Here is a 25,301-nt window from a genome sequence, read left to right as displayed (position 1 = left end):
GTCGCCATCCGGCAAAAAGGGTTAGCTACGTTTGCTTAGAATCTCTTTTTCATAAGCGCGGACGCTGTCCAGCCACTGGCTGCCTGTCGGGGTGTCGTGACGTTGGCAATACATTTCCCAGACGGCCTGCCACGGCAGCGATTTTTGCTCTTCCAGCAGGGCCAGACGGGCGGTGTAGTCGCCGCTGGCTTCGAGCTGACGAAGCTGTTCGGTTGGCTCTAACAGCGCACGCAGCAGGGCTTTCTTCATATTGCGGGTACCAATAACCCAGGCGGCGATGCGGTTGATCGAAGCATCGAAGAAGTCGAGGCCAATGTGTACGCGGTCGAACAGGTTATGGCGCACGATCTCGCTGGCAATCGCCTGGGTTTCATCATCCAGCAGTACCACGTGGTCGCTGTCCCAGCGCACCGGACGGCTGACGTGCAGCAGCAGGCGCGGGACGTACAGCATGGCGGCGGAGATCTTGTCGGAAATTACTTCAGTTGGGTGGAAGTGACCCGCATCCAGGCACAGCGCGGTCTGGCGGCTGGTGGCATAGCCCATGTAAAACTCGTTGGAGCCGACGGTGTAGCTTTCTGCGCCGATACCAAACAATTTGCTCTCGACGGCATCGATATGATGCGCCGGGTCGAACTTCTCGCTGATGACATCGTCCAGCGCCTCAAGCAGGCGTTGGCGCGGTGCCAGGCGGTCAACGGTGATGTCTTTCATGCCGTCCGGGATCCAGATGTTCATCACCGACGGCGTGCCCAGTTGCTCGCCAAAATACGCGGATACGCGACGGCTGGCTTTGCAGTGGTCAATCCAGAACTGGCGGATGCTGTCGTCAGCGTGTGCCAGCGTGAAGCCGTCGGCACTCAGCGGATGCGAGAAGCAGGATGGGTTGAAATCCAGACCTAACTGGTTCGCTTTCGCCCATTCCACCCAGTTTTTAAAGTGTTCAGGTTTGATTTGGTCGCGGGCAACCGGGGTGTCGGACTCCAGATAAATCGCGTGCAGGTTCAGACGTTTTGGGCCAGGAATAAGGCTCAGCGCCTGCTCCAGATCGGCACGCAGCTCGGTAGCGTTACGCGCTTTGCCTGGATAGTTACCGGTAGCCTGAATACCGCCGGTGAGCGAGCCTTCTGGGTTTTCGAATCCGGCGACGTCATCGCCCTGCCAGCAGTGCATGGAGACAGGCAGACGATCGAGCTGGCGTAATGCCGCCTCGACATCGATGCCTATCGCGGCGAAACGCAGTTTTGCCAGTTCCCAGGCTTGTTCAAGTTGAGTGGTCATGCGCAAAGCTCCTTAGTCTGTCGTGTTGATTGAAACTGCGCCTGGTAGCGGGCAATTTCACTTTCAGGATTTGGGATGAAGGTTGTCAGGTCGTAGTTGGCTCGTACCACCTGGCGGAAATCATCGACGTTGTTAAGCTCGTCCAGCGTCATTAACTGGACGCCAATATTGCCGAGCGTGGAGGCCTCAATAGGCCCGGACATGACGCGAATACCGCAGGCATCCGCGCAAAGCTGGTTGAGTAGGGTGTTCTGGCAGCCGCCGCCAACAATATGCAGTTGGTTAAACGCTTCGCCGCGCAGGTTCGCCAGTTCCTGCAAGACATCTGCGTACAGCAACGCCAGACTGTCGAAAATACAGCGTGCTAACTCTGCATCCTGAACCGGGACGGGTTGGCAGGATTCACGACACGCGGCCTGAATTTCTGCGCTCATGTTGGCGGGATTAATAAAACGATCGTCGTTCGGGTTAACCAGGAACCGGCAGGCCGGTAGCGCTTCGGTTTGGGCGATAAGCGCGGGCAGGTCGGTAATCTGCCGCTCTTTTAATACCCGTTGTAGCAGCCACAGCCCCATAATATTTTTCAGCACGCGGTAACGTCCTTCCGCGCCTCCTTCGTTGGTGATATTTGCCGCCAACGCAGCCTCGTTGGCATACGGTGTTTTGCTCTCAAAACCCATCAGTGACCAGGTACCGGATGAGAGATAGGCGCAGTTGTTATCGGCCAGCGGTGAGGCGATTACCGCGCTGGCGGTGTCGTGGCTGGCGACGGCAACTACCGGGATTTGATTTTTCTGCGGGCAGATCCAGTGACCAATTACGTTTCCGGGATGCGTTGGCCGACCAAACCAGGTTTTGTCCGCGCCGGTCCATGCCAGCAGGGTGTCATCCCAGTCGTCAGTGTTGATATTGACCAACTGCGTGGTGGTGGCGTTGGTATATTCCCAGTTCATTTCGCCGGTCAGACGGTAGCCGAAGTAATCGGGGATCAGCAGGGCATGCGCTACCTGTGGGATCAGTTCTGGCTGCTGTTCGACCAGCGCGCGCAGCTGATACAAGGTATTAAAGGGCAGAAACTGAATGCCGCTGCGGCGATAGATCTCGCTGTTACCAAGCTGTGCTAAGGCCTGCGACATTACGCCGGTGGTGCGGCTGTCGCGGTAAGAAACCGGCAGGCCGATGCGCTGACCGTTTTTACCGATCAGGACGTAGTCCACGCCCCAGGTATCGATGCCGATACTGTCAATGAGAATGCCTTCATCGCAGACTTTCTTCAGCCCCAGACGAATGTCGTTTTCCAGGCTGTCGATATCCCAAGTGTCAAAACCGTCTGTTTTTTGCAGACAGTTAACGAAGCGATGGATTTCACGCAGCGTCAGAGTGCGGTGGTCACTGTCGTAACGCGCCAGCATTACGCGTCCACTGGATGCGCCGAGATCGACAGCGACACAATGGCGAAGAGTCATAGCGAGGTCCTTCTGAGTTTTATTGCACTCAGTCTAAGAACCCGCGAAAACACGTACCTTCTCGCCAGTGACAGCCACAATTCTCGGCTGGCAACATGGCAAAGGTGAACGTGATAGTGTTCACAATTTGAGGTAATGAGACGGTTTTTACCTGATGTGACCCCTTCCGCAATTCCTGATGTTTCCCGCCATTTCTTGAAGAATTAACCGTGTTTACGCACTTTGGCGTCAAAAATTTAAGGTGAGGGGGATAACGCTTAATTACTATTCAGCTATGTTCATTTGATCAGGAAGGAAGTCATCATGACCGTACTGCATTGCGTGGATTTTTTTCCGGCAGGTAAAGCGCCAGTCGCTATTGAACCGCGGCTTCCTCAAGCCGCTTTCCCCGAGCATCATCATGATTTTCATGAAATTGTGATAGTTGAGCATGGAACAGGTATTCATGTTTTCAATGGGCAGCCCTACACCATTAGCGGCGGAACGGTATGCTTTGTCCGCGATCATGACAGACATTTATATGAACATACTGACAACCTGTGTCTGACGAACGTGCTGTATCGTTCCCCAGATGCGTTTCAGTTTCTGTCCGGATTAAACCAGCTGTTGCCTCAGGAACAAGATGGTCAGTATCCGTCCCACTGGCGCGTGAATCAGAACGTATTGCAACAAGTTCATTATTTAATAGGGCAGATAGTACATCTTGGTGAAGAGATGGATACGCCGACCGCGGCAAATCGCGAGATCCTGTTTATGCAGTTGCTGGTGTTGTTACGCAAAAGCAGCCTGATGGACACGGCAGCGGATAACGACGCGCGGATTAATCGCCTGATGGCGTGGCTGGAAGATCACTTTGCCGACGAAGTATGCTGGGAAACGGTGGCTGAACAGTTTTCACTCTCTTTACGCACTCTGCACCGTCAGCTCAAGCAGCAAACTGGGCTGACGCCGCAGCGCTATCTCAATCGTCTACGGTTAATCAAGGCACGACATTTACTGCGTCACAGTGACGATAGTGTAACGGACATTGCTTATTGCTGTGGTTTTGGCGACAGTAATCACTTTTCGACGCTGTTTCGCCGAGAGTTTGACTGGTCGCCACGTGATATTCGCCAGGGCCGTGACGTCATAACGGGAAGCAGCCTCCAGTAACGCGAAAGCTATCACCGTTTTTTGCCGCCGTATTTGTTAGTAATGATTGGCTTAAGAAGCCGCTATCCGGCAGGGAATATTGTGGTGACGAATCAGCTAGTCCTTCTAAAATCAGAATTCTTTGCCCATGACCAGCAGGCCGTCGCGGTGGCTGATCGTTATCCGCAGGATGTCTTTGCCGAGCACACTCATGAGTTTTGCGAACTGGTGATGGTGTGGCGCGGCAATGGTCTACATGTTCTCAACGATCGCCCGTACCGGATAACCCGTGGCGATCTGTTTTACATTCGCGCCGAAGATAAACACTCGTATACCTCCGTTAACGACCTCGTCTTGCAGAATATCATCTACTGCCCGGAGCGGCTGACGCTGAACCTGGGGTGGGAAGGTGCGATCCCCGGGTTTAACGGCTCGCAGCGGCAGCCCCACTGGCGGCTCGGCAGTGTCGGCATGACCCTGGTCCGACAGGTGATTAGCCAGTTGGAGCATGAAAGCCAACAGCGCGATCCGTTAAGTAATGACATGGCAGAACTGCTGTTTGGGCAACTGGTGACTCTCCTCAAACGTCATCGTTATGCCACGGATACGCTCCCGGCGACATCGAGTGAAACGCTGCTGGATAAACTGATCACCGCGTTGGCCGGCAGCCATGAACATGCCTTTGAACTGGACAAATTTTGTGAGCGCGAACAGTGTAGCGAGCGGGTTTTGCGCCAGCAGTTTCGCAGCCAAACCGGGATGACCATCAACCAATACCTTCGCCAGGTGCGGGTCTGCCATGCTCAGTATCTGCTCACGCACAGTCGGTTGATGATTAGTGAGATTTCTATGCGCTGTGGCTTTGAGGACAGTAACTACTTTTCGGTGGTATTCACGCGGGAAACCGGGATGACGCCCAGCCAGTGGCGTCATCTCAGTAATCGACAGGACTAGCTTGCCATCCCCATACCGACAATGTTGGCGGCGACGATAATCACCACGCAGCCGAGGCTCAGCACGCTGACCGGGCGGCGACCCGCATTACTCCACTCTTTCATGATCAGGCCTACGATACCGCCGCACAGGACGTAGAAACTCATGTGCAGCATCCAGCTCATGTAGTCATACTGCGCCGGAATTTTGGCATGGCCCCAGGCGTAAAAGAAGAACTGGAGATACCACATCAAACCGGCGAGCGCTGAGAACAGGATATTGCTGATAATCAGCGGTTTTGCTAACGAGAAGTCGGCTTTTACCGACAGGTTTTTCATTTTAGCCAGACGAATGAAGCAGTATCCCAGGTTGATCACCGCGCCGCCGCCCATGATGACCACGTAGCTTGGCAGAGCGACATACAGCGGATCGATACCGAGTGCTGCGGCTGCTTCGTGCATTGGTTTAGCCGCATCCATGGCAAAGGACATCCCGGCGGAGAAAAAGCCGCACATCACCGCCAGTATCAGACCTTTTTTCAGGTTGAACTCCTCGGCTTTGATACCCATTTTGCGCTCTTTTAGCTGTCCGGCACGGGTGACAATCGCCACACCGATCAGGGCGACCAGCACGCCGAATAGGGTCATACGACCACCCGGTGTACCGATGAGTACATCAAATTTACCGGCAATGATTGGCGTCATTAAGGTGCCAACAATCAGTGTAATGCCGATGGCGATACCGATCCCCATCGACATGCCGAGATAGCGCATGGTCAGGCCATAGTTGATGTTACCGATCCCCCACATCGCGCCGAATAAAAATATCGGCAGCAGCGTGGACGCGCTGAACGAACTGTAATAGGCCCAGAAATCCGGCAGCAGGATCGTGCTGACGAGCCAGGGAAGGATAAGCCATGAAACAATGCCGCCTATGGACCACATGGTTTCCCAGGTCCAGTGTTGTACCTTTTTAAAAGGGGCATAGAAACAAGCGGCACTAGCGGCACCGATAAGATGCCAGAATATCCCCATCGTAATTGCGTTACCCATTCTGTTTCCTTTTGAATTATCGATCTGGCTGGATGAAAATCACCCGTTTTGATGATCAAAAGTCTAAAGAGTGAGCAATGAATTAACCTTCAGCATGCTGCCGCAGGATGGGTAATGCTGGCAAAATTCAGGGGATGAAAGGGATGTTGATCACAAATTGCCGTTCCGCCCCTCTTTTTTGAGAAGGGCGGAAATGTCGCGGGTTAGCCGATTTTTACTGCCTGAATGCCCAGCAACCAGGCGAGTTTTTCCAGCACGTCGCCATGATGACCAAGGCCAATACTGCAATGGTGGGCTGGACCGCCCAGGCACCATTGCGTGGTAAATTCACGAGCCGATAACGGGAAACGATAGCGACTGTTGGTGTTGCCGATATCCAGTACTTCGCCCGCCACCGCTTCACCTTCGGCATACTGCAAACGCACCCCGTTTTCGGCATCTTCAATCACCGAAAGAAAGGTGACCGGACCCGGTTTTACGGTCATTTGGATAGACACACCTTTACCGGGCTTACCATGATAAACCGGTAGCGGCACCAGACTCACCGGACCGTCCGCCATCAACGGGTGTGCCGGACCGTCATGTCCCCACAATACAACATTATCAGTAAATTCAATTCCATATGGCTCCGAGAAAGATCCCCCAGCGCCCAGAAGCTGCTGGATCTTCATCGCCAGCACGTTTTTGATTTCATATTCTCCTGCCACGGGAATACCACGGTGCGTAAGCAGCGTGTTGCCGAGGATTATTGAGGTGATGATATTCTCGTAAGCATTACCGTTTCGGCCTTCGTAGTAATAGGCCAGTGCGCCAAGTGTATTCTGGTCGATGAGTTTATCCATGGCGCAGGCTGTGGCGAGCGCGCGGTCAAGCTCTGCGGGTTCACATGCTGCGTCCACCTGTAGCACGCGGTTCATTTCCTGTCGTTTGACGCTGAGATCGGCCTCGCTGACCTGCTCGCGATATTCCGCCAGCTCACACATTTCCAGCGGCTTAAAGCGCACGCCCAATTTGGCGGACAAATTCGTCATATTGCTGTAAACGTCCACCATGCCGTCATAGTAGTGTCCAAGTACGCCGACCTGACAGTTTGCCAGCATCTGACGAGCGTTCAGGGCCTGTAACCACTGCGCCGTTTGTTGCCAAACGTACTCATCGCCCTGCAATGCGCCAACAATCAGCTGAAAATGGATGTTCGCGCGGTTAAACACGTTTGCCAGCTCGGGTGCGCTGCAGGCCTGGCAGTGCGCCAGCCATTCTCCGGTACGCCCGCCCCGATCCGGGATTTGACGGATCGTCGAATAGGGCAGGCCAGGCTCCGGCTGTAGGGCCAGAATAATGACCGGCTTATTGATACTCTGCACCAGGGGCAGCACCGTTGCGCTGAGTGCATAGGTGCTGATGTACAGGCAGACAGCATCGACCGGCTGCTGTTGCAATTGCCTGATAAGGGCATCGGCTTTGTCGACGTTATCAATCAGGCCGCCGTTAATGACGGTGGCGTGTTGCGCTGTCAGGCGCTCATCAATCGTTTGCAGATACCCCTGAAGACGTGACTCCAGACCAGTAAACTGGGGCCAGTATGTGTCGAGGCCGATGCCGAAAAGGGCGATTTTGACAGACATAGCAATATTTCCTCGTGAGATAATCCGCAGACTATCTCGTGCTTTGTCTCCCATGTCCTTTATGTTGCTGCCTGTTTTCTGCGCGGGTTGGCAAAATTCGCCTGATTTTCCCGGTGATGCTCACACTTTCATTTCATAATAGCCATGTAAAAAGTACGGCATTGATAATCATTTTCAATATCATTTAATTAACTATAATGTCCCAACTGCTTACGCGGCGTTAACACCTGGCCGCCCGACAATACTGGAGATGATTATGAGTTATACACTGCCATCCTTGCCGTACGCTTATGATGCCCTTGAACCGCACTTCGATAAGCAGACGATGGAAATCCACCATACCAAACACCATCAGGCTTATGTAAACAACGCTAACGCTGCGCTGGAAAGCCTGCCTGAATTCGCTAGCCTGCCTGTTGAAGAGCTGATCACCAAACTGGATCAGTTGCCAGCAGACAAGAAAACCGTACTGCGTAATAACGCTGGCGGCCACGCTAACCACAGCCTGTTCTGGAAAGGTCTGAAAACCGGCACTACGCTGCAGGGTGACCTGAAAGCGGCTATCGAACGTGACTTTGGCTCCGTTGATAACTTCAAAGCCGAGTTTGAAAAAGCGGCTGCGACCCGTTTCGGTTCCGGCTGGGCGTGGCTGGTACTGAAAGGTGACAAACTGGCTGTGGTTTCTACCGCCAACCAGGACTCCCCGCTGATGGGTGAGGCTATCTCTGGCGCTTCTGGCTTCCCGATCGTGGGCCTGGACGTCTGGGAACACGCTTACTACCTGAAATTCCAGAACCGTCGCCCGGATTACATCAAAGCGTTCTGGGACGTAGTGAACTGGGACGAAGCTGCAGCGCGTTTCGCCGCGAAGAAATAAGTTCTACGTTTTAATGATGCCCCTGCAAGCGATGCTTGTGGGGGTTTTTTTGTGATCAAAATCAATATAAAAACAATGATCCACTTAAATTGAAACAAGGTTTTATTATGCGGGTGGGATCACTTTTATAATCTCTACGAATGTCTATCTTCTTTTCATCGAGACGGGCGCATCTCAAAAGCAAGATGCAATCGCCCATAAAAAATGCCCCATTTTTATGTCTACAGGTGATGGAAATGCAGATCAAACGTACGATAGAGAAAATCCCTGGCGGAATGATGCTGGTGCCGCTTTTTCTGGGCGCACTGTGTCACACCTTTTCCCCCGGCGCCGGGAAATACTTCGGCTCCTTTACGAACGGTATGATCACCGGGACGGTGCCGATTCTGGCCGTCTGGTTTTTTTGCATGGGGGCGTCAATAAAGCTAAGCGCCACCGGCACCGTGCTGCGTAAATCTGGCACGTTAGTGATAACCAAGATTCTGGTGGCATGGGTGGTTGCGGCGATAGCCTCACGCATTCTTCCGGAGCATGGGGTAGAAGTGGGTTTCTTCGCTGGGTTGTCCACGCTGGCGCTGGTGGCTGCCATGGATATGACCAACGGCGGGCTGTACGCATCGATTATGCAACAGTACGGCACCAAAGAAGAGGCTGGGGCGTTTGTCCTGATGTCGCTGGAATCGGGCCCACTGATGACCATGGTGATTCTGGGAACCGCAGGGATTGCCTCGTTTGAACCGCATGTGTTTGTCGGCGCGGTATTGCCGTTCCTGATTGGCTTCGCGCTGGGGAATCTGGACCCTGAGTTGCGCGAGTTCTTCAGTAAAGCGGTACAAACACTCATCCCTTTCTTTGCATTCGCATTGGGTAACACCATTGATTTAAGTGTGATTGCTCAGACTGGTGTGCTGGGGATCTTACTGGGCGTGGCGGTGATTATTATCACCGGTATTCCGCTGATAATCGCTGATAAACTGATCGGCGGAGGGGATGGCACGGCGGGGATTGCGGCTTCCAGTTCTGCAGGTGCGGCGGTCGCCACGCCGGTGCTGATTGCGGAAATGGTCCCGGCGTTTAAACCAATGGCTCCGGCGGCTACCTCTCTGGTGGCGACGTCGGTGATTGTAACCTCAATCCTCGTACCGATTATCACCTCCATCTGGTCGAAAAGAGCTAAAGCCAGGGCGGCGGCAATTGATATGCGCAGTGCGGTGAAGTAACGATATTAAGCCGGATGGTCTGTACCGTCCGGCTTAACCGTTTTACCCTTTGACTACAAACACCTCATCAATAGTTCGACACTCACTTTCATTCAGCTCCCCACCTGCATTACGCGAAACCCCGGTGCAATAGCCAAACTTACGTGAGACTGCGGTTTTAATGGTGGTGACAAAATCCTCACCAATGGCGTAGATGGACATGTAGGTGCCAATCTTATCCTGAATATCACGCAACGCCGCCAGGTCGCCCTGCTTAAACGCCTCACGCGCGCGGACAAACAGCTCTGGCATCACGTTATTTAAACCGGAAATAATCCCCGCGCCACCTGCCAGCAGGTTGGGAATGTAATATTCGTCGTAGCCGGAGAGCACAGCAAAATCTTCCCGCACGGCGCGGGTTGTCTGGATCATGCTGCGGGTATGCGACTGGCAGTCCACTGTGTCTTTAATACCGGCGAAGTTCGGGAACTCAGCGGCGAGTGTGGCAACCAGTTCAGGCGTTAAATCACAGCCGGTACGTGCCGGGAAGTTATAGGCAAACCATTTGCCGCTAATCTTCTGCCCTAGCTGGCGGAAGTAGCTCAGTAGCTGTTTAGCGGTTTGTCCGTAATAGTAAGGCGGCAGGATCATGACGGCATCGTATCCTGCGCGATGCGCCTCTTGCGCCATCAACAGCACATCATTCTGGCAGGTGGATGAGACGTTGGCGACCATCTTCAGCGAGCTCATAGCGCGGGCCTCGCGGATCAGTAGCAGCCTCTCTTCGAGCGTAAAGGAGGCAAATTCCCCAATACTGCCCATCAGCAAAATAACGTCGATCTGTGCCTCGGTAAGGCGTTTGAGATGCTGGCTTAGACCGTTGAAATCGATCTTGCCATCATTGTCCATTGGCGTAATGGAAGGACACCAGACGCCAGCAAATTGCGATTGACCCGTCACGTGTTGACTCCTTAATTGAAATGATGTTTCAAAACAAGATTACATTGATAGCATGTGTCCCTAAGTTTCATGTGAACCGTGCTCTCATTTTGAGCGACTGGGGTAAAATAAATATGGTGTAATGGGGAAAAGTTATCGGGAGAGGGAACAAATGCGATATCCGGTTGATGTATTTGCAGGCAAGATTCGGGATTACACGGGAAGCCGTCCGAGTGCAATTGCGAAGGTCCAGGTTGATGGCGAACTGATGCTGACTGAGCTGGGTCTGACGGGGGATGAACAGGCGGAAACGAAAATCCACGGCGGGCCAGATCGCGCGTTGTGCCATTATCCGCGTGAACATTATCAGCACTGGAGACAAGCCTTTCCTGAACAGGCGGAGTTATTTGTCGCCCCTGCTTTTGGTGAGAACCTCTCCACAGAGGGGCTGACGGAGGAGAATGTCTATATCGGCGATATCTTCCAGTGGGGAGAGGCGCTGATTCAGGTCACGCAGCCTCGCTCGCCATGCTTTAAGCTGAATTTCCATTTTGGCATTAGCGACATGGCAAGCCAGATGCAGGATGCGGGCAAGACCGGCTGGTTGTGCAGCGTGATTGCGGCGGGCATGGTGTCGGCGGATGCGCCGCTGGTGCTGGCGTCTCGTGTGAGCGATGTCAGCGTGCAGGAGGCGATTGCCATTGCCTGGCATATGCCGTTTGATAACGACCAGTATCACCGTTTGCTGTCGACTGCGGGGTTATCGAAAAGCTGGACCAGAACGATGCAGAAACGCCGTTTAAGCGGCAAAATCGAAGACAATTCGCGGAGATTGTGGGGGAAATAATTCCCCCCAGCAGGAAGCGTAGACCGGGTAAGGCGAAGTCGCCGCCCGGCACAACAGGTTTAATTACGAGCGTTTATACAGCGGCAGCCAGAGTACCAGACGCAGACCACCCAGCGGGCTGTCTTCTGCCTTCACCCAGCCACGGTGCTGCTGGATGGCGGTTTCAACGATCGCCAGACCCAGACCGGTACCGCCGGATTCGCGATCGCGCGCTTCATCGGTACGATAGAACGGACGGAAAATCTGTTCTCTGTCTTCGGGACTCACACCCGGGCCATCATCGTCTACAGTGATGGTGATCCCGTCTTTATCCACCGCGAAGCCCACTTCAATCTTGGTGTGCGAGTAACGCAGGGCGTTGCGAACAATGTTCTCCAGCGCACTTTCCAGCGCATTCGGGTTGCCGTACAGCGGCCACGGTCCTGGCGGGAAGTTAACCGTTAACGACTTGCCCATTTGCTCAGCTTCAAAGGCGGCGTTATCCAGCACGTCACCCCACAGATGGTTCGCTTTCACGGTTTCACTGACCAGCGCATTTTTTTGCTGATTGCGCGACATGACCAGCAGGTCGTTGATCATGCTGTCCAGTCGGTGCGCTTCCGTTTCAATACGTTCCAGCTCTTTGCTTTCACCACTGCGACGGCGCAGCAACGCAGTACCCAGTTGCAGACGCGTTAACGGCGTCCTCAATTCGTGAGAGATGTCCGACAGCAGGCGTTGCTGTGAGGTCATCATGCGTTCCAGCGCCGTCACCATCTGGTTAAAACTGGCACCTGCCGCCAGGAATTCCTGCGGGCCAGCTTCCAGTTCGGGATGCTGACGCAGGTTCCCCTGTGCCACTTCATCCGCCGCGTTTTTCAGCTTACGTGCCGGTTTCGCCAGGCTCCAGGCCAGCCAAAGCAGCAATGGAGAGCTGACTAACATGGTGACGATCAGCAACAACAACGGTCGGTCAAACAGCAAGTTGATAAAGTCAGATTGTGAACTGCTGGCAGGTCGAATGAGATACAGCTGGTAGTTATCTTCGCCATCTCTGACGGAGAAAGGCCCCACCATTTCAACGCGACCGTATTTTTTCTTTTGCGGATGATCGGCGTTATCGGCCTGACCAATAAAGTTACGAATGATCTGCATTTCGTTGCGTTCTGCGCCGATCACGCGTCCTTCCGTCGTAACAAGTAATAACCGTTGTCCCGGCGGCGCCCACTTGTCTATCGCACGAAACAAGCGACGCCACCACATCAAATCATTGGGTGGATCGTTCGCCAGTTCAGCTTCAACGTGTTGCTCAATCATCAACCCCTGGCGCTGTTCGCTGTCCAGTAGCTCGGTCATCTGGCGTGAGTCGAGCTTGGGTAACATCAATACCAGCATCAGCACCAGTGCCAGCGTCAACCAGAAGATGGCAAAGATGCGTGCGGTTAAACTTCCTATCATGAAGCTGAAACCATCAGGTAGCCGCGACCGCGCAGGGTTTTAAACCACGGGTGTCCGTCTTTACGCTCAGGCAGCTTACGACGCAGGTTCGAGATATGCATATCGATAGCGCGATCGAAAGGCGTCAGGCGTTTACCCAGCACTTCCTGGCTTAAATGTTCACGGGAAACCACTTGGCCGAGATGCTGCGCCAGCAAATAGAGCAGGGTGAATTCGGTGCCGGTTAACTCCAGCGTTTGCCCGTCAAAGCTGGCTTCCTGGCGACCTGGATTGAGGCTGAGCGAGTCCACTTCCAGCGTTGGCGAACCGTTGTCGCTGTTCTGCTGTTGTTCGCTCCAGTGAGAGCGGCGCAGAATAGCGCGGATGCGCGCGACCAGTTCACGGTCATTAAACGGTTTGGGTAAATAGTCGTCCGCGCCCAGCTCAAGGCCGAGTACGCGATCCAGTTCACTGCCGCGAGCGGTCAGCATGATTACGGGTGTCTGGTGTGTCTGGCGAAGCGCCTTCAGTGTATCAATACCGTTTTTCTTCGGCATCATAACGTCGAGCAAAAGTAAATCGATGCTGTCATCCAGAAGCTCAAGCGCTTGCTCCCCGTCATGGGCAACCAGCACATCGAAACCTTCCATTTCGAGCAGCTCCTTTAACAGGGATGTCAGCTCTCGGTCATCATCAACTAGCAGTATTTTATTCATTGTTTACGTACCTCCGAGGCAGAAATTACGTCATCAGGCGGCGCTAATCTATGACTTTACGTTGTTTTACACCCCCTGACGCATGTTTGCAGCCCGAATCGTAAACTGTCTCTCGTTGAATCGCGACAGAAAAGATTTTGGGAGCAAGTGATGGGCAAAGTTACCGCTGCCGTCATGGCCTCAACGCTGGCACTCAGTACGTTAAGCCATGCAGCTGAAGTCGTCACAGGCGATCACTGGCACCTGGGTGAAAACTCTTCGCAACGCAATGCGCAGAGCCACATGTTTGACGGTATCAGTTTAACCGAACATCAACGTCAACAGATGCGAGATTTAATGCAGCAGGCCAGACATGAGCAGCCTCCTGTTAATGTTAGCGAAATGGAGACAATGCATCGTCTTGTCACCGCAGAGAATTTTGATGAAAGCGCTGTGCGCGCTCAGGCAGAAAAGATGGCACAACAGCAGGTTGCCCGCCAGGTTGAAATAGCCAAGGTTCGCAATCAGATGTATCGCCTGTTAACGCCCGAGCAGCAAGCGGTTTTAAATGAGAAACATGAACAACGAATGGAGCAGCTGCGCGACGTGGCGCAATGGCAAAAAAGCTCATCGTTGAATTTATTGAGTAGTAGCAACTCACGTTCCCAGTAGTAACCCTGTTTTCCTTGCCATAGACACCATCCCTGTCTTCCCCCACATGATGTGGGGGTTTTTTTTGCCCAAAATTTGACACTCGGTTATTGCCTGACTGTTTTACTTCATCCGTTATACTAGCGGCATATCCTGGCAGGAGTGTTTATGAATCAAAACTATGGCCGGCTGGTGAGTCGGGCGGCAATCGCGGCAACAGTGATGGCATCACTGTTACTTTTGATCAAAATTTTTGCGTGGTGGTACACCGGGTCGGTGAGTATTCTGGCGGCACTGGTGGACTCTTTGGTCGATATCGCTGCGTCATTAACCAATCTGTTGGTGGTGCGTTATTCGTTGCAACCCGCTGATGATGAGCACACGTTCGGACACGGGAAGGCTGAATCGCTGGCGGCACTGGCGCAAAGTATGTTTATTTCTGGCTCGGCGCTGTTTTTATTTTTGACCGGTATTCAGCATCTGGTCCAACCCATGCCGATGAAAGATCCGGGCGTCGGGGTGATCGTCACCGTCATTGCGCTAATTTGTACTATCATACTGGTCACGTTTCAGCGCTGGGTGGTAAAGCGTACGCAAAGTCAGGCTGTTCGGGCAGATATGCTTCATTATCAGTCTGATGTTATGATGAACGGTGCGATTCTCGTCGCGCTTGGCCTGGCCTGGTACGGTTGGCATCGTGCGGATGCCTTGTTTGCGCTTGGGATTGGCATCTATATTTTATATAGCGCATTGCGTATGGGCTACGAGGCGGTGCAATCCTTGCTGGATCGCGCCTTGCCTGATGAAGAACGTCAGGAAATTATTGATATTGTGACGTCATGGCCGGGAGTCAGCGGCGCTCACGATCTTCGCACGCGGCAGTCAGGGCCGACCCGCTTTATTCAGATCCATTTGGAAATGGAAGATAATCTGCCGCTCGTTCAGGCGCATTTAGTGGCTGAACAGGTTGAGCAGGCAATTTTGCGGCGTTTTCCGGGATCGGATGTCATTATTCATCAGGACCCCTGTTCAGTCGTACCCAAGGAAGGCAAGATGTTCGAGCTTTCATAATTCGTTGTTAAAAAGTGAGCAGGGCCAGCATTTTGTGTATAAATTACCACCATTTGGCCTGACCTGAATCAATTCAGCAGGAAGTGATTGTTATACTATCTGCATATTCGTTGGATCGTTTCGATATGCGGAATCGACTTCCGGCAGTAGATTTCATTTTGCATTCCAAAGTTCAGAGGTAGTCATGATTAAGAAAATCGGTGTGTTGACAAGCGGCGGTGATGCGCCGGGCATGAACGCAGCAATCCGTGGTGTTGTACGTGCAGCGTTGACGGAAGGACTGGAAGTCATGGGGATCCATGATGGCTACCTGGGTTTGTATGAAGACCGTATGGTTCAGCTTGACCGTTACAGCGTGTCCGACATGATCAACCGTGGCGGTACTTTCCTCGGTTCTGCCCGCTTCCCGGAATTCCGCGACGAAAACGTGCGCGCTGTGGCTATCGAAAACCTGAAGAAGCGTGGTATTGACGCGCTGGTTGTTATCGGTGGTGACGGTTCGTATTTGGGTGCAAAACGTCTGACTGAAATGGGCTTCCCGTGCATCGGCCTGCCAGGCACTATCGACAACGATATTAAAGGCACCGACTATACCATCGGCTACTTCACCGCACTGGGTACCGTAGTAGAAGCGATTGACCGTCTGCGTGACACTTCTTCTTCTCACCAGCGTATCTCCATCGTTGAAGTGATGGGGCGCTACTGCGGCGATCTGACCCTGGCGGCAGCAATCGCTGGCGGCTGTGAATTTGTGGTGGTTCCGGAAGTTGAATTCAGCCGTGACGATCTGGTCGCTGAAATCAAAGCCGGCATCGCGAAAGGTAAGAAACACGCAATCGTTGCGATCACTGAGCATATGTGTGACGTAGACGAACTGGCGCACTACATCGAGAAAGAAACTGGCCGTGAAACGCGTTCAACCGTACTGGGTCACATCCAGCGTGGTGGTTCTCCGGTGCCTTACGACCGTATTCTGGCATCCCGTATGGGCGCGTATGCCATTGATCTGCTGCTGGAAGGTCACGGTGGTCGTTGCGTCGGTATTCAGAACGAACAACTGGTTCACCACGACATCATCGATGCTATCGAGAACATGAAGCGTCCGTTCAAAGGTGACTGGTTGGACTGCGCGAAAAAACTGTACTGATTGTTTTTATTGCCCGGTGGCGCTTCGCTTACCGGGCATACAAGAGTACGCGGCATAAGCCGTATAAGACGCTAGTCGCCATCAGGTAAACCCCTACCTCATTTATTCCCCTAAGTTATAGCAAATCTTTTTTTATTCTTTAATGTTTGGATCTCTTTCTGGCACGCTCTGCTCATCACAACATGACATAAGAGAGCTGGGCGATGAACAAATGGGGCGTGGGGTTAACATTATTGCTGGCATCGACCAGCGTTCTGGCAAAGGATATTCAGTTACTTAACGTATCGTACGATCCAACGCGCGAGTTGTACGAACAGTACAACAAAGCATTCGCAGCGCACTGGAAGCAGGAAACAGGTGATAACGTGGTGATCCGCCAGTCACACGGTGGCTCCGGTAAACAGGCGACCTCCGTCATCAACGGTATCGAAGCCGATGTGGTTACCCTTGCGCTGGCCTACGACGTGGATGCCATTGCTGAGCGTGGTCGTATCGATAAAAACTGGATTAAACGCCTGCCGGACAACTCTGCACCTTACACCTCCACCATCGTCTTCCTGGTTCGCAAAGGTAATCCAAAGCAAATTCATGACTGGAACGATCTGATCAAACCGGGTGTGTCGGTCATTACGCCAAACCCGAAAAGCTCCGGTGGTGCCCGCTGGAACTATCTGGCGGCATGGGGTTACGCCCTGCACCACAACAACAACGATCAGGCCAAGGCCCAGGACTTCGTCAAAGCTTTGTTTAAAAACGTGGAAGTATTGGATTCCGGCGCGCGTGGCTCAACCAATACCTTTGTTGAGCGCGGAATTGGCGATGTGCTGATTGCGTGGGAGAACGAAGCTCTGTTGGCGACGAACGAACTGGGTAAAGACAAGTTTGAGATCGTCACTCCGAGTGAATCCATCCTGGCAGAACCGACCGTTTCTATTGTCGATAAAGTCGTGGAAAAGAAAGACACCAAAGCTGTGGCAGAGGCCTACCTGACGTATCTCTACTCGCCACAAGGCCAGGAAATCGCGGCGAAAAACTATTACCGTCCGCGTGATGCTGACGTGGCGAAGAAATACGAAAATGCGTTTCCGAAGCTGAAGCTGTTCACTATCGACGACGAGTTTGGTGGCTGGACCAAAGCGCAGAAAGAACACTTCTCTAACGGCGGTACGTTTGACCAAATCAGTAAACGCTAAGGCAGATGTGTTTATAGGCCTGGTGGCATAACGCGACCGGGCTTTTTTATTTGTCATCATTTTACGTTACGCTTATCCCTCAATGGGATACAGGAAACGCGTAATGAAAAAAGCAGGTTATCTTTTACTGGCGGTGATGGTTATCGCCGCCGCTGCGGGCATAGGTTACTGGAAATTTGCTGGCAACCCGGATGCATTACGCCAGATTGTTCTTAGACAATGCTTGCCGAACCAGCTGCAACGGCATAATCCTGCGCCGTGTGCGGAGGTGAAGCCGGAGGCCGGGTACGTGGTGTTCAAAGACCGTAATGGCCCTCTGCAATATTTGTTGATGCCCACTTACCGCATCAACGGCACGGAAAGCCCGCTGCTGCTGCAATCAGGCACGCCGAACTTTTTCTGGCTCGCCTGGCAGGCGCGGAGTTTCATGAGCCAAAAATACGGTCAGGAGATCCCGGACAAGGCGGTATCACTGACGATCAACTCGCCGACGGGCCGTACGCAAAACCATTTCCACATTCATATCTCCTGCCTGCGAACCGATGTCAGAGCGCAGCTGGATGACAATCTGGCGAGAATCAGCACCCGCTGGCTGCCGTTACCTGGCGGGCTGCGCGGGCACGAGTATCTGGCGCGTCGCGTCACGGAAAATGAACTGGCACAACGCAGCCCATTTATGATGCTGGCCGAAGAGGTGCCGGAAGCGCGTGAGCATATGGGCCGTTATGCGCTGGCGATGGTACGCCAGAGCGATGAGTCCTTTGTTCTGCTGGCGACCCAGCGCAATCTGCTGTCGCTCAATCTCGCTTCCGCCGAGGAGATTCAGGATCATCAGTGCCAGATCCTGCAGTAACCCACCTATTCTGGCGTTTACTCGCTCTGCCTGTCCCCGTATTCTTGTTGAAAAAAACAACAGGAGACAGGCATGTCGCTCTGGTTTACACATCCGCTGTTCATCCCTTCACTGGTGGTTGGCATCACCATCCTGCTCTGGGCGACCTCGCTGCTGCCCGAGTTCATCACGGCGCTGATTTTCTTTGCCGTGGCGATGGTGGCCAAAATCGCGCCACCGGAGGTGATCTTCGGCGGTTTTGCCTCGTCGGCGTTCTGGCTGGTGTTCAGTGGTTTTGTGCTGGGTATCGCGATCCGTAAAACGGGGCTGGCGGACAGGGCGGCGCGTGCGTTGTCATCCCGGTTGACCGACTCCTGGCCGTTAATGGTGGCGAGCGTGGTGCTGCTGAGCTACGCGCTGGCGTTTGTGATGCCGTCCAACATGGGGCGTATCGCGCTGCTGATGCCGATTGTCGCGGCAATGGCGAAACGTGCCGGCATTATCGACGGTACACGCGCCTGGTATGGCCTGGCGCTGGCCGTGGGTTTTGGTACCTTCCAGCTTTCCGCGACGATTTTACCCGCTAACGTGCCGAATCTGGTGATGAGCGGTGCAGCGGAAGGCTCTTACGGTATCCATCTCAATTATCTTCCCTATTTGCTGCTGCATACGCCAGTTTTGGGCTGGCTTAAAGGCGCTGTACTCATCGTACTTATCTGCTGGCTGTTTCCCGGTAAGCCCCATGCCCCGCGCGATGTCACGCCGCCTGCGCCGATGAGCCGTGAAGAAAAACGGCTGGCCTGGATGTTGGCAGTGGTGCTGCTGATGTGGATCAGCGAAAGCTGGCACGGCATCGGTCCGGCGTGGACCGGGTTAGTGGCAGCGATCATTACGCTGCTACCTCGGGTTGGCTTTATCAATGGGGAAGAGTTTTCCAGCGGGGTGAACATCCGCACCTGTATTTACGTCGCGGGGATTTTGGGGCTGGCGATTACCGTCACGCAAACCGGTATTGGTCGCGCGGTGGGTGAGGCGTTGTTACAGGTAATGCCGCTGGATGCCGAAAAACCGTTTACCAGCTTCCTGGCGCTAACCGGCATTACCACCGCGCTCAATTTTATTATGACCGCCAACGGCGTCCCGGCGCTGTATACCACGCTGGCGCAGAGCTTTGCCGATGCGACGGGGTTTCCGCTGCTGTCGGTGATTATGATTCAGGTGCTGGGCTATTCCACGCCGCTACTGCCGTATCAGGCTTCGCCGATCGTGGTGGCAATGGCGCTCGGGAAAGTGCCTGCAAGGACCGGGATGCTGCTGTGCATCACGCTGGCTGCGGCAACGTACTTGGTTCTGTTGCCGCTCGATTATCTGTGGTTTAGCGTGCTGGGGAACTTATAGTTTTACCATAATGTTAATTTTTTGTTTTGTGAGTGAGTGAATTGTATTATGCGTGCCAATACCGGTTAATACCGGAGCGCAGATTTGCGTGCTGGAAACTCAAGGATTGATTCATGGACAGATTGACCCCCATCCGCTGTTGGCCCGCCATTTTTTCGATCGTTATTACGCTGATCATCTGGTTTGTTATCCCTTGTCCCACTGATGTTACCCCTGAGGCGTGGCACCTGCTGGCGTTGTTTATCGGTACTATCGCGGCGATTATCGGGAAAGCCATGCCCATTGGCGCTATCGCGATTGTGGCGATTATGCTGGTAGCAATGACCGGTGTGACGCACCCTGGTAAACCTACCGCGGCGCTGAGTGATGCGCTGAGTGGCTTTTCTAACCAACTGATCTGGCTGATCGGTATCTCCATCATGCTGTCGCAAAGCCTGTTGAAAACGGGGTTGGGTGCGCGAATTGGCTATGGGTTTATTGCTCTGTTTGGCAAAAGAACGCTGGGTATTGCCTGGGCGTTAACGTTGGCGGAAACGCTGATAGCTCCTGTGACACCGAGTAATACCGCGCGCGGCGGCGGGATTATTCACCCGGTGATGCGTGCGATTGCCGAGAGCCTGGGTTCTCAGCCGGGAGATAAGGAAAATGGTTCTACGGGGCGCTATCTGGCTCTGGTGAACTACAACATTAACCCGATCACGTCGGCGATGTTTATTACCGCAACCGCGCCTAACCCGTTAATTGTCAGCTTTTTGACCAAGGGGACGGATGGAGTTCTGAATATGACCTGGGGGATGTGGGCCATCGCCGCACTCCTTCCTGCGGTCGTCTCACTGATCGTGATGCCCATTATTATTTGGTGGCTCTATCCACCGGCCATTACACGCACGCCGAATGCGCCGCAGTTCGCCCGGCAAAAACTGGGTGCGCTGGGCCCACTTTCACTGGCAGAGAAAATCACCCTTGCGGTCTTTATTTTGCTGCTGTGCCTGTGGGCAGGGGTTCCTGCGATGATCATGGGCAGTGCCTGGACCGTGAACCCCACCAGTGCAGCGTTAATCGGCTTATCGATTCTGTTAGTGACCGGCGTATTAAGCTGGGACGATATTCTAAAATGCCGTGGGGCATGGGATACGATAGTCTGGTTTGCCGCGCTGGTCATGATGGCGGACTTCCTGAGTAAACTGGGTCTGGTCGGCTGGCTGGCGACCAGCGTGGGGAGCGCCATCGATCATCTCGGTGTGCACTGGAGTATCGCCACGCTGTTGCTGATCCTGCTTTACGTCTATTCGCACTACTTTTTTGCCAGCACAACCGCGCATATTACGGCCATGTTTGCAGCTTTCTTCGCCGCGGGATTAGGTCTCGGTGCGCCTCCGGCGCTGCTTGGTCTGATGCTGGGATTCTCATCCTCGTTGATGATGTCGCTCACGCACTATGGTACGGGTACCGCGCCCATCATTTTTGGATCGGGTTACGTCACGCTGGCTGAGTGGTGGAAAACAGGACTGGTGATGAGTGTGGCTAACCTGACTATCTGGGGGATAACGGGGGCTTTCTGGTGGCACTGGCTGGGATACTGGTAACGCGGATATGAGAAGGGGGGCAATGCCCCCCTTGCAACAACTTAAGCCTGTTTAGCGGCTTCAGCTGCCTTAACGATCACAGCGAAGGCGTCTGCTTTCAGAGAAGCACCACCCACCAGTGCACCGTCGATGTCCGGCTGTGCGAACAGTTCTGCCGCGTTAGCTGCGTTTACGGAACCGCCGTACTGGATGATAACTTGTTCAGCGATTTTCGCGTCAGCTTTAGCAATGTGGTCACGGATGAATTTGTGAACAGCCTGAGCCTGTGCTGGAGTTGCAGATTTGCCGGTACCGATAGCCCATACAGGTTCGTAAGCGATAACCACGCCTTCGAATGCTGCCGCGCCCTGAGTCTTCAGTACTGCGTCGATCTGACGTGCGCACACTTCTTCAGTTTTGCCTGCTTCGTTTTCTGCTTCGGTTTCACCGATGCACAGAACCGGAGTCAGACCCTGCTCTTTCAGCACAGCGAATTTTTTAGCGATCAGTTCGTCAGACTCTTTGTGATAAGTACGACGCTCAGAGTGACCGATAATGATGTATTTCGCGCCGATATCTTTCAGCATTTCAGCAGACGTTTCGCCGGTGAATGCGCCAGACAGGTTCAGGTCAACGTTCTGCGCACCCAGGATGATGTGGCTACCGGCAGCGGCGTGGTTCGCCAGGTCGATATACATTTCCGGCGGAGCGATTGCTACTGCACAGCCAGCAACGCCAGCCAGTTCTTTACGCAGGTTAGCAACCAGTTCGTTTACCATGTGGCGGCTGCCGTTCAGTTTCCAGTTACCCATCACTAAAGGATGTCGCATTTCATTTCTCCACGCTTGTCAGCGAATTAAGGAAGATGGCCACCCGTTTAGGGCAGCATGGTCTGTGAAACAGTATAGAGATTGATCATCACGAAGGCTTTGCTTTTTGTCATTTATTCGACCCTTCGAGGTTTTCAGATAGCGCCAGCTTAATCGGTTCAACAGCGAAGGTCAGCCCCTTTTCACCATTATCTGCGACGACATAGCGAATTGCGCCCTCGGTTTCTGCGTAATAGTGCTTACCTTTTCCAGCGGTGAGCAATTTTTGCAGCTTTTTCTGGCTTTGTTCTTTGGTCAATAGCGGCGCCACGGTGCGGATAACGGCGCTCATGTATTCCAGCGCTTTCGCTTTGGCGGCCTTTTGTTCCGGCCCCTGAATCGGCAGCCAGGTTATCTGCATGCTTTTGATTTTCAACGTCCCGCGCTCAAGGGCCGATGACGCATACAGGTTTTCATTGATCTTACTGGCAGCGCGGGTCAAGTTTGCCTTATCGCGACTGCTGTCGATGGCGCGGAACTCATTCAATGCAAGCTTCGGATTCTGCGTATTAAAGTTTTCACGAAATTGGCTGATCGACAGATCAAACGTCGGCGCGCCCGCCAGCAGGTAGGGGGCTGTGGTTGCCGCCGAGGGCTCTTCCGCCAGCGCCGCAGTGCTTACGGTCAGGGCTGAAAACAATAATAAAAACAGAGTAAATCCTTGCTTCATCAATCGTACCTTTCATTATGACTGACCACGATTAAAACGATAACTGCCGGGCTTGTCAAAAGGGTAAACTGTTCTGGAAGGTAATAATAAAGGAACTTACATGACCATACAGCAGTGGTTATTCTCAATTAAAGGGCGTATCGGACGCCGCGATTTCTGGATTTGGGTCGGCCTCTGGATTGTCGGTATGCTGGTTCTGTTCTCGCTGGCGAGTAAAAAACTACTCGATATTCAGACGGCGGCCTTTTGCCTGGTGTGTTTGTTGTGGCCGACGGCGGCAGTGACAGTAAAACGTCTGCATGACCGGGGACGTTCTGGCGCGTGGGCGTTATTGATGGTTCTGGCGTGGATGCTGCTGGCGGGAAACTGGGTGATGTTACCTGGTATCTTGTCGTGGATAGTGGGACGTTTTGTGCCCACGCTGATTCTGGTCGGCATGCTTATTGACCTGGGCGCATTTGTTGGCACCCAGGGCGAGAATAAGTTTGGTAAGGATACTCAGGACGTGAAGTATAAAGCCGATCAGAAATAGATTGTCGGCCAGGTAAGGCTACGCTGCCATCCGGCAAAAAACCTTTACCAGTAATGCTCAGCAGTCATATGGCCCGGTCGACGACGCAGGTGTTTGGTCATCTGCCGGGTCTCTTTCAGCAACTGCTGGGTATCGCGCACCATCTGTGGGTTCCCACAGAGCATTACATGGCTGGTGGCGGTATCCATGGACAGGCCAACCGCGTTTTCCAGCTCACCGCTTTCAATCAGTGCGGGGACTCGGCCAGTAAGCGAGCCTGCGGCCATTTCACGACTAACAACCGTCTGGATGCGTAATTTCCCTTCGTAACGCTTTTCCAGCGCCTGCATCAACGGCAAATAGCTTAAATCGGCGGCATAACGGGCAGCATGGACCAGCACCAGATTTTTAAAGCGATCGAGATCTTTGCCCAGTTGCAGAATGGACAGATAGGGGCCGATCGCCGTACCGGTTGCCAGCATCCACAGCGTATCGCAATCGGGAATTTCATCCAGCACAAAGAAACCTGCAGCTTCACTCACCACCTGTACATCATCGCCAGGCTTAAGCGCGGCCAGACGCGGGCTGAGCTTTCCGTCAGGCACCGTCACCAGGTAAAACTCTAAATCGGGATTGTCAGGGGCATTCACGTAGGAATAGGCGCGCTGGACGCGCTCGCCGTCGATCTCAAGGCCAAGCTTGGTAAACTGACCCGCAGTGAAGGGGAGAACCGGCGCGCGCACGGTTAAACTAAACAGGGCGTCGGTCCAGTTTTGTACCTTAGTGACTTTGCCTGTTACCCAATCAGCCATGGTGTTCTCCTGTTTGCTTTGATTGCCTTATCTTCGTTCGTTGCACGAAAGATTTCCAGCCCGGATGGGCTGGAAGGCTCTATTGATCAAATCAATTACAGGATGTGCGCCTGCACATCGGGATCTTTGCGATCGAGATAGTGAATAGACTGAATACGACGGATCGTGCGTGACTTGCCGCGGATCAGCAGCGTCTCGGTGGTGGCGATATTGCCTTTACGGCTAATCCCATCCAGAAGATCGCCTTTGGTGATACCGGTCGCGGAGAAGATAACGTTATCGCTGCGTGCCATTTCGTCCAGACGCAGCGCTTTACCGGCTTCGATACCCATGGCCTGGCAGCGAGCCAGTTCCTGTTCACCAATACGGCGGTTCTCTTCGCTGTCACCTTTGACATCATGACGTGCCAGCAGACGACCCTGCATGTCGCCATCCAGCGCGCGGATAACAGCGGCAGAAACCACACCTTCCGGCGCACCGCCAATGCCGTACAGCACGTCAACTTCGCTGCCTGGCATACAGGTCAGAATGGAGGCCGCAACGTCACCGTCGGGAATGGCAAACACGCGCACGCCCAGCTTCGCCATCTCGGCGATAACATCATCGTGGCGAGGCTTGGCCAGAATCGTCACGGTCAGTTCGCTAAGCGGCTTGTTGAGTGCAGCGGCGATGTTACGCAGGTTAGTTTCCAGCGGCAGGTTCAGGTCGATAGCCCCTTTTGCACCCGGCCCGACAATCAGCTTCTCCATGTACATATCCGGCGCGTTGAGGAAGCAGCCTTTGTCACCGACCGCTAGGACCGCCAGCGCATTCGCCTGACCCATTGCTGTCATGCGCGTACCTTCGATAGGGTCGACAGCAATATCTACCGCGTCGCCGAGACCGGTACCGACTTTCTCACCGATAAACAGCATCGGCGCTTCATCAATTTCACCCTCGCCAATCACGATGGTGCCGTCAATATTGACCTGGTTGAGCATAATACGCATGGCGTTCACCGCCGCGCCGTCAGCGGTATTTTTATCGCCGCGACCCAGCCATTTATAGCCAGCTAGCGCCGCCGCTTCGGTGACGCGTGAAAATTCAATGGCAAGTTCTCGTCTCATTGCAAACTCGTAGCA

At 53.5% G+C, this 25,301-nt stretch carries 24 protein-coding genes; 13 read left to right on the top strand and 11 right to left on the bottom strand.

Annotation, left to right across the window (positions count from 1 at the left end; genetic code table 11):
* Nucleotides 1-21: 21 nt before the first annotated feature.
* Both rhaA and rhaB read right to left on the bottom strand, forming a co-directional pair.
* Nucleotides 22-1,281, bottom strand: coding sequence for an L-rhamnose isomerase (rhaA, locus tag E4Z61_RS16200; protein ID WP_135323656.1), 1,260 nt, complete (start codon nt 1,279-1,281; stop codon nt 22-24).
* Entirely contained in the window at nt 1,278-2,747 is a 1,470-nt protein-coding gene (gene rhaB / locus E4Z61_RS16195) for a rhamnulokinase (protein ID WP_135323655.1), read from the bottom strand. The genes rhaA and rhaB overlap by 4 nt, the downstream gene beginning before the upstream one ends.
* Before the next feature lie 303 nt (nt 2,748-3,050).
* On the opposite strand from rhaB, the gene rhaS reads away from it, so the two are divergent.
* Both rhaS and rhaR read left to right on the top strand, forming a co-directional pair.
* The gene (gene rhaS, locus E4Z61_RS16190; RefSeq protein ID WP_135323654.1) at nt 3,051-3,899 is read left to right on the top strand and encodes an HTH-type transcriptional activator RhaS; all 849 of its coding nucleotides are present in this window, start codon (nt 3,051-3,053) and stop codon (nt 3,897-3,899) included.
* Between the two features lie 84 nt (nt 3,900-3,983).
* Nucleotides 3,984-4,832 (top strand): HTH-type transcriptional activator RhaR, encoded by an 849-nt coding sequence (gene rhaR, locus E4Z61_RS16185; protein ID WP_135323653.1) that lies wholly within the window; start codon nt 3,984-3,986, stop codon nt 4,830-4,832.
* On the opposite strand, the gene rhaT is transcribed toward rhaR, so the two are convergent.
* Together rhaT and E4Z61_RS16175 are read right to left on the bottom strand one after the other, a co-directional pair.
* A complete protein-coding gene (gene rhaT / locus E4Z61_RS16180) occupies nt 4,829-5,863 on the bottom strand; it encodes an L-rhamnose/proton symporter RhaT (RefSeq protein WP_135323652.1) in 1,035 nt (344 codons plus the stop codon). The genes rhaR and rhaT overlap by 4 nt on opposite strands.
* Before the next feature lie 203 nt (nt 5,864-6,066).
* Complete coding sequence (locus E4Z61_RS16175) at nt 6,067-7,488, bottom strand: L-fucose/L-arabinose isomerase family protein (RefSeq protein WP_135323651.1); 1,422 nt, start codon at nt 7,486-7,488, stop codon at nt 6,067-6,069.
* 256 nt (nt 7,489-7,744) lie between these two features.
* Between E4Z61_RS16175 and sodA the strand changes: the two genes are divergently transcribed.
* Both sodA and kdgT read left to right on the top strand, forming a co-directional pair.
* Nucleotides 7,745-8,365, top strand: a complete 621-nt coding sequence (gene sodA, locus E4Z61_RS16170) for a superoxide dismutase [Mn] (RefSeq protein WP_096758838.1) — start codon at nt 7,745-7,747, stop codon at nt 8,363-8,365.
* A 236-nt stretch (nt 8,366-8,601) separates the two neighbouring features.
* Complete coding sequence (gene kdgT, locus E4Z61_RS16165; RefSeq protein ID WP_135323650.1) at nt 8,602-9,585, top strand: 2-keto-3-deoxygluconate transporter; 984 nt, start codon at nt 8,602-8,604, stop codon at nt 9,583-9,585.
* Between the two features lie 42 nt (nt 9,586-9,627).
* Here kdgT and E4Z61_RS16160 read toward each other — a convergent pair whose 3' ends face one another.
* Nucleotides 9,628-10,524 (bottom strand): dihydrodipicolinate synthase family protein, encoded by an 897-nt coding sequence (locus E4Z61_RS16160; protein ID WP_135323649.1) that lies wholly within the window; start codon nt 10,522-10,524, stop codon nt 9,628-9,630.
* Nucleotides 10,525-10,675: 151 nt separating this feature from the next.
* On the opposite strand from E4Z61_RS16160, the gene yiiM reads away from it, so the two are divergent.
* A complete protein-coding gene (gene yiiM, locus E4Z61_RS16155) occupies nt 10,676-11,350 on the top strand; it encodes a 6-hydroxyaminopurine reductase (RefSeq protein ID WP_135323648.1) in 675 nt (224 codons plus the stop codon).
* 63 nt (nt 11,351-11,413) lie between these two features.
* On the opposite strand, the gene cpxA is transcribed toward yiiM, so the two are convergent.
* Both cpxA and cpxR read right to left on the bottom strand, forming a co-directional pair.
* Nucleotides 11,414-12,787, bottom strand: coding sequence for an envelope stress sensor histidine kinase CpxA (gene cpxA / locus E4Z61_RS16150; protein WP_135323647.1), 1,374 nt, complete (start codon nt 12,785-12,787; stop codon nt 11,414-11,416).
* Nucleotides 12,784-13,482, bottom strand: coding sequence for an envelope stress response regulator transcription factor CpxR (cpxR, locus tag E4Z61_RS16145; RefSeq protein ID WP_135323646.1), 699 nt, complete (start codon nt 13,480-13,482; stop codon nt 12,784-12,786). Before cpxR ends, cpxA begins: the two co-directional genes overlap by 4 nt.
* Before the next feature lie 150 nt (nt 13,483-13,632).
* Between cpxR and cpxP the strand changes: the two genes are divergently transcribed.
* The 7 genes from cpxP to E4Z61_RS16110 all read left to right on the top strand — a co-directional run bounded on the left by cpxP (nt 13,633) and on the right by E4Z61_RS16110 (nt 21,339).
* Nucleotides 13,633-14,133, top strand: coding sequence for a cell-envelope stress modulator CpxP (gene cpxP, locus E4Z61_RS16140; RefSeq protein WP_135323645.1), 501 nt, complete (start codon nt 13,633-13,635; stop codon nt 14,131-14,133).
* A gap of 147 nt (nt 14,134-14,280) precedes the next feature.
* On the top strand, nt 14,281-15,183 hold the full coding sequence (gene fieF / locus E4Z61_RS16135; protein ID WP_135323644.1) for a CDF family cation-efflux transporter FieF: 903 nt from the start codon (nt 14,281-14,283) through the stop codon (nt 15,181-15,183).
* Between the two features lie 184 nt (nt 15,184-15,367).
* On the top strand, nt 15,368-16,330 hold the full coding sequence (gene pfkA / locus E4Z61_RS16130) for a 6-phosphofructokinase (protein WP_117343655.1): 963 nt from the start codon (nt 15,368-15,370) through the stop codon (nt 16,328-16,330).
* A gap of 203 nt (nt 16,331-16,533) precedes the next feature.
* On the top strand, nt 16,534-17,523 hold the full coding sequence (gene sbp, locus E4Z61_RS16125; RefSeq protein ID WP_135323643.1) for a sulfate/thiosulfate ABC transporter substrate-binding protein Sbp: 990 nt from the start codon (nt 16,534-16,536) through the stop codon (nt 17,521-17,523).
* 103 nt (nt 17,524-17,626) lie between these two features.
* Nucleotides 17,627-18,376, top strand: coding sequence for a CDP-diacylglycerol diphosphatase (locus E4Z61_RS16120; protein WP_135323642.1), 750 nt, complete (start codon nt 17,627-17,629; stop codon nt 18,374-18,376).
* 72 nt (nt 18,377-18,448) lie between these two features.
* A complete protein-coding gene (locus tag E4Z61_RS16115) occupies nt 18,449-19,753 on the top strand; it encodes an SLC13 family permease (protein WP_135323641.1) in 1,305 nt (434 codons plus the stop codon).
* A 113-nt stretch (nt 19,754-19,866) separates the two neighbouring features.
* Nucleotides 19,867-21,339 (top strand): DASS family sodium-coupled anion symporter, encoded by a 1,473-nt coding sequence (locus E4Z61_RS16110; RefSeq protein WP_135323640.1) that lies wholly within the window; start codon nt 19,867-19,869, stop codon nt 21,337-21,339.
* Nucleotides 21,340-21,380: 41 nt separating this feature from the next.
* On the opposite strand, the gene tpiA is transcribed toward E4Z61_RS16110, so the two are convergent.
* Both tpiA and E4Z61_RS16100 read right to left on the bottom strand, forming a co-directional pair.
* Nucleotides 21,381-22,148 (bottom strand): triose-phosphate isomerase, encoded by a 768-nt coding sequence (gene tpiA / locus E4Z61_RS16105; protein ID WP_135323639.1) that lies wholly within the window; start codon nt 22,146-22,148, stop codon nt 21,381-21,383.
* 109 nt (nt 22,149-22,257) lie between these two features.
* A complete protein-coding gene (locus tag E4Z61_RS16100) occupies nt 22,258-22,857 on the bottom strand; it encodes a YiiQ family protein (protein ID WP_135323638.1) in 600 nt (199 codons plus the stop codon).
* 100 nt (nt 22,858-22,957) lie between these two features.
* On the opposite strand from E4Z61_RS16100, the gene E4Z61_RS16095 reads away from it, so the two are divergent.
* The gene (locus E4Z61_RS16095; RefSeq protein ID WP_135323637.1) at nt 22,958-23,389 is read left to right on the top strand and encodes a DUF805 domain-containing protein; all 432 of its coding nucleotides are present in this window, start codon (nt 22,958-22,960) and stop codon (nt 23,387-23,389) included.
* A gap of 44 nt (nt 23,390-23,433) precedes the next feature.
* Here the strand turns inward: E4Z61_RS16095 and fpr are convergent, their stop codons facing one another.
* Nucleotides 23,434-24,180: a ferredoxin--NADP(+) reductase gene (fpr, locus tag E4Z61_RS16090; protein WP_135323636.1), complete on the bottom strand. Its 747-nt coding sequence runs from the start codon at nt 24,178-24,180 to the stop codon at nt 23,434-23,436.
* Nucleotides 24,181-24,275: 95 nt separating this feature from the next.
* Entirely contained in the window at nt 24,276-25,286 is a 1,011-nt protein-coding gene (gene glpX, locus E4Z61_RS16085) for a class II fructose-bisphosphatase (protein WP_135323635.1), read from the bottom strand.
* Nucleotides 25,287-25,301 lie beyond the last annotated feature (15 nt).

Origin of the sequence: Citrobacter tructae (assembly GCF_004684345.1) — a bacterium.
Taxonomy (GTDB): Bacteria; Pseudomonadota; Gammaproteobacteria; order Enterobacterales; family Enterobacteriaceae; genus Citrobacter; species Citrobacter tructae.
This window is presented reverse-complemented; position numbering and strand designations above follow the sequence as displayed.